The following is a 4,578-nucleotide window of genomic DNA, read 5'->3' on the forward strand; positions in this document are numbered from 1 at the left end:
TACCGTTATACTTACCAGCTTTTTCGTTCATCGTTCCATCTTCGTTCATTACTAAGATGCGTGGTAAGTCATGGCGGTTACCTACTTCAAAGTCATTCGGGTCATGAGCTGGTGTAATTTTTACAACGCCTGTTCCGAAGTCTTTTTCTACGTACTCATCGGCAATAATCGGAATCTCACGGCCTACGATTGGAAGTGTAACTGTTTTTTCGATTAAATGTTTGTAACGATCATCTTCTGGATGAACTGCTACCGCTGTATCACCAAGCATCGTTTCTGGACGAGTAGTTGCAAGACGAATGTGACCAGAACCATCTGTTAACGGATAGTTCATATGGTAGAATGCACCTTGAACTTCTTTATGGATTACTTCGATATCAGAAAGAGCTGTACGTGTTGCTGGGTCCCAGTTGATAATATATTCACCGCGGTAAATTAAGCCTTTTTCGTATAATTGAACGAATACTTTATTAACTGCATCGGAGACATCTTTATCGAGCGTAAAACATTCTCGAGAATAATCTAACCCTAATCCAATATTTTCCCATTGTTGCCGAATATGAGAAGCATACTCTTCTTTCCATTCCCAAGTTTTTTCAAGGAATTTCTCACGCCCAAGATCGTAACGTGAAACTCCTTTTTCATGAAGTTTCATCTCCACTTTTACTTGCGTTGCAATACCAGCATGATCCATTCCTGGAAGCCATAATACATCGTATCCTTGCATACGCTTTGTGCGGGTTAAAATATCTTGAAGCGTCGTATCCCAGGCATGACCTAAGTGTAATTTAGCGGTTACATTGGGAGGTGGAAGTACAATTGTATATGATTCCTTCTCTACATCTCCTGTTACTTCGAAATATTTTCCTTCAAGCCACCATTGGTAACGACCCTCTTCTACAGACATATGGTTATATTTAGTTGATAAATTCTTTTCCGTGTTTGACATTATTTTCCCTCCTTAAAATAAAAAATGTCCCTCATCCAAAAAAGGACGAGGGACATCGCGGTACCACCTTTATTTACAAACAAATTCAGAATTTGCTTATACTCTTAATTTGATAACGGACAAATCCGTCTTTTCCTAATAAGAATCATTCCGTTCAGAAAAGATGCTCCAGGGCTACCTTCTAACATAACTATCTAGAGAATCTCCCAGCTAATGATTCCCCTCTCTAAAGACGTTTTATGTTATACTCTTCCCTCTCACAGCATTTTTATATGCGGTTTTCAAAGAATGTACTTTTAGTATAAAAGGCCCTCATGTGTTTATCAATCCCATTTATACAAAATCCAAAAATTTCTAGATAAATAATGTTTTTATCTAATACTCTGCAAGTACAATGATATTTTTTATTTATTTCCTTCAGCCACTCTCATCGTTAGTGCTAGCCATACTTAAAAACTTCCAATAAAATTGTTCATCATGATCCTATATTTACGATATTTTCATATATGTTATTTATATCTAAAAGAATAGGCATTGATATATGATTTACATGTTTTGAGCATACTACACACTTATAGTTATTATCAATATGATATTTTTTAAAATAAAAATGTTCTGTGCTGTTTAGTAGACGAAGAGTCCTACCTAAATTTTGAATGGAAAATGAATTTAAAGGTACAGATAGTCCTTTTCCTATAGCTTTTATATAGGATTCTTTTGCAGTCCATAACTCATAAAAGAGTTCAATTCTTTCCTCATCTTTTTTCTTTTGAATTGCTTGATATTCATCTTTTGAAAAAAAACGTTTAGCAATTTGAACGTTACATGGTTCCATATATTCAATATCAACACCTATTAAAGATGAACTTATTCCGACAACGATCCAATCTTTTGAGTGAGAAATATTATAATGACAATCAGGCATGCCTAATATATGTGGTTTTCCATATGTATTATGGCCTATTTTTATTCGTTCATTAGAAATATTAAACCGTTTTTTAATAAATGCCCTCACTACTATTTCTCCTAAAAGGCTTCTTTTTCCATCATCTATATTTGCAAATCTGCTGATTTTCTCTCTTTTATTCCAAGAAACATATTTGAGTAATTGATGAAACATGATATGATTTAAACCTTTATGTTGAATTGCATAGATATGTATCATTTTAAAAAGCTCCCTAACAATATCAAGAATATCTTTATATTTAAACTTAGCATTGATTCTTCTTTATAAGATTTAAAATCAATATTAAGTGACAAAAAGCTTTTTTACTCCTGAACTAAAATTATTTGCCCAATTGATAGTATGATGTCCGCCTATAAAAACCTCCCAAAAAGTCTTATATCCTGAAGCTGATAGCTTATGTTCCATCTTTCGATTACTTGTAATCATTGTTACTTCACTATCCCCTATGGGTTTATCTTCATAAGACCCCACACTTAAATAAAATTCTTGTGGGAGAGACTCATGTTTATGAAACGATTGATGAATTAGCCATTCCCATTCATCAGATGTATCTGGTTTCCACCAAAATGCACCTGACTGTGATAAAACTTTTCCTATTATTTCAGGATAAGTTAGAGCTGTGTAAATAGAAGAAAGTCCACCTAAACTAGACCCAGCAATCATACATTGATTTCTGTTAAAATTCTTTATATTATAGTTTTTCACTATCCATGGGAAAAGCTCTTCACAAAGAAATCGGCTAAACCGTTTAGAACATCCCAATTCTCTACGTCTATCCACTTGTTCTATAAATACTATTAATGGATTGATGGGTTTTCCTTGTTTGTTTAAATTTTCAATAATGATTGGCACGGGAATAGACGACAGATACACATGACCATCTAATATAAACCATATACTATCTATCCGAGAATTATTTGTATATACTGAAAAGAATCGGTCTTCTTTAAGAGCATCACTATAGATATGGTGATCTTTTATATTTTTTTCGACCATAACTTGTTCATCATGGGTTGAAATTGTAAGAGGATCTTGTTGATACTGTGATAAAATTAAAATAGACCACTGTTTGTCATATTGCTGTGAATTATTTACATCTAACTGCGAATATCGATTTTTCTCACTCCATTCAACATGCAAACCATTAGGAAAAAATTGATAAACCATTATCAATTCATTTCTCAGTATCATTTCTTGATACCAAAAATTACTGTTTTGTATATTTTTCATGGTACTAATTTCAATATTTAAGTCTCCTATTGAGGTTAATAGCAATACATTTTCTACTGAATAAGTTGCTTCAAATATAAATATTATTCGAGAAAATTCTTTACTTATTATTTCAATTAAGGGCGTTCCCAATAGTTTGATTTTCTCCCAAATACATTGTGCGTGTTCAAGTTTTTTTTGTTCAAGTGCGCTTTTAAATTCTTGAAATAACATATAATCCTCCTTGTTTCTCAATTATTCAGAATCCATATAGGAAAGTTCACAAATGCTGCTGTTCTAAAAATAAAAATTCAGAACTGGAAATATTGCTTCAATCCTATTACAGAATTTACGATATGGGAAAGCACACGCAGGACTTTAGTCCGTCTTTAGACGTGGGATGAAAAAGTATCGTTGTTGCGTAGCAACACATGGTACAGTTTATTCATATTCATGCAAAAGATGTAACAACATTTGAGAACCAACAATCTGTATGGTATGGTCACAGTAACTTATAGGGTCCGTTCTGGGAGTATCAATTGCTAAGAGCCTGTTTATAGTCTTATCTTTTTATTTAAAATAGAAATAAATCCCATAAAAACCATTTTTTTGCTTATTTTTAGTTTTCTCTCTACATTTTTGAACAATCGTCTGTATTTTTCTAACAAAGCAAATGAGCGCTCTACGATCCATCTTTTGGGGATCACTTGAAATTGATGCAATTCTGACCGCTTGGCAACTTGTACTTCAGCATTCAATAGCTTTTGAATTTCTTTTTGAAACTTTTCTCCTGTGTACCCACCATCCGTGAGGATGGCTTCTATGGTTTCTTTCAATTCAGGATATTGCTCGTACATTTCGAGTGCGCCTTTTCGCTCTGTGACATTCACAGTGGTAACATGGATCGCATGGGGAAGTCCAAGAATATCTACACTGATATGTCGTTTAATACCAGAAACTTTCTTACCACCATCATAACCTTTTTGTTCAACCGTATCTGCATTCTTAACACTTTGGGCATCGACAATATTAAAGCTAGATCTTTTGGGGCGATTCACCGCTTTCCTTATTTGCCCAACAATTTTTTTAATAAGGTCTCTAATAGACTGCTGCCTTCGGCATTAGATTTACTTCATTTTGCATAGTAGCGGTAAACATTTTACCATTTGGGATAATCTCTTGGTAAAGCACGCCACTGGCAGCCTGTACTCAGAACATAGAGTAGTGAATTGAACACATCATAAAGGTCATACTTTCGCGGACTCGTGCGTTTGCTAAATGTTTCTAGTTCTTCACGAATGATCTCGAATTTTTCACGGCTGATATCACTTGGATAAGACATACACTCATCTCCTGTTTTGCATACATCCTAACATATTTATAAGACTATAAACAGGCTCTAAGAACCTGTCTAAAATCTAGGGTATAATCTATGTAAAAAGGATGATTCCTA

Annotated in this window: 3 protein-coding genes, 1 pseudogene and 1 other annotated feature; all 4 genes and pseudogenes read right to left on the minus strand. The window is 33.9% G+C overall.

Annotated features, from left to right (window positions below):
• The coding region (locus AB3X49_RS18165) for a class I tRNA ligase family protein (protein ID WP_367963824.1) at positions 1–949 on the minus strand (949 nt) is incomplete at its 3' end.
• Positions 950–987: 38 nt separating this feature from the next.
• Positions 988–1,219 (minus strand) — a binding site (T-box leader).
• A 205-nt stretch (positions 1,220–1,424) separates the two neighbouring features.
• On the minus strand, positions 1,425–2,114 hold the full coding sequence (locus tag AB3X49_RS18170; protein ID WP_367963827.1) for a 4'-phosphopantetheinyl transferase family protein: 690 nt from the start codon (positions 2,112–2,114) through the stop codon (positions 1,425–1,427).
• Positions 2,115–2,198: 84 nt separating this feature from the next.
• Positions 2,199–3,359, minus strand: coding sequence for an alpha/beta hydrolase (locus tag AB3X49_RS18175; protein WP_367963829.1), 1,161 nt, complete (start codon positions 3,357–3,359; stop codon positions 2,199–2,201).
• 320 nt (positions 3,360–3,679) lie between these two features.
• Positions 3,680–4,467, minus strand: a pseudogene (locus AB3X49_RS18180) (IS5 family transposase).
• Positions 4,468–4,578 lie beyond the last annotated feature (111 nt).

The sequence above is a fragment of the Bacillus sp. C30 genome, from assembly GCF_040838255.1.
Classification (GTDB): domain Bacteria; phylum Bacillota; class Bacilli; order Bacillales; family Bacillaceae_G; genus Bacillus_A; species Bacillus_A mycoides.

Excerpts from the sequence above, each read along its gene's own strand:
- AB3X49_RS18175 (WP_367963829.1), bottom strand. The coding sequence starts at position 3,359 with ATGTTATTTCAAGAATTTAAAAGCGCACTTGAACAAAAAAAACTTGAA.
- AB3X49_RS18170 (WP_367963827.1), bottom strand. The coding sequence starts at position 2,114 with ATGATACATATCTATGCAATTCAACATAAAGGTTTAAATCATATCATG.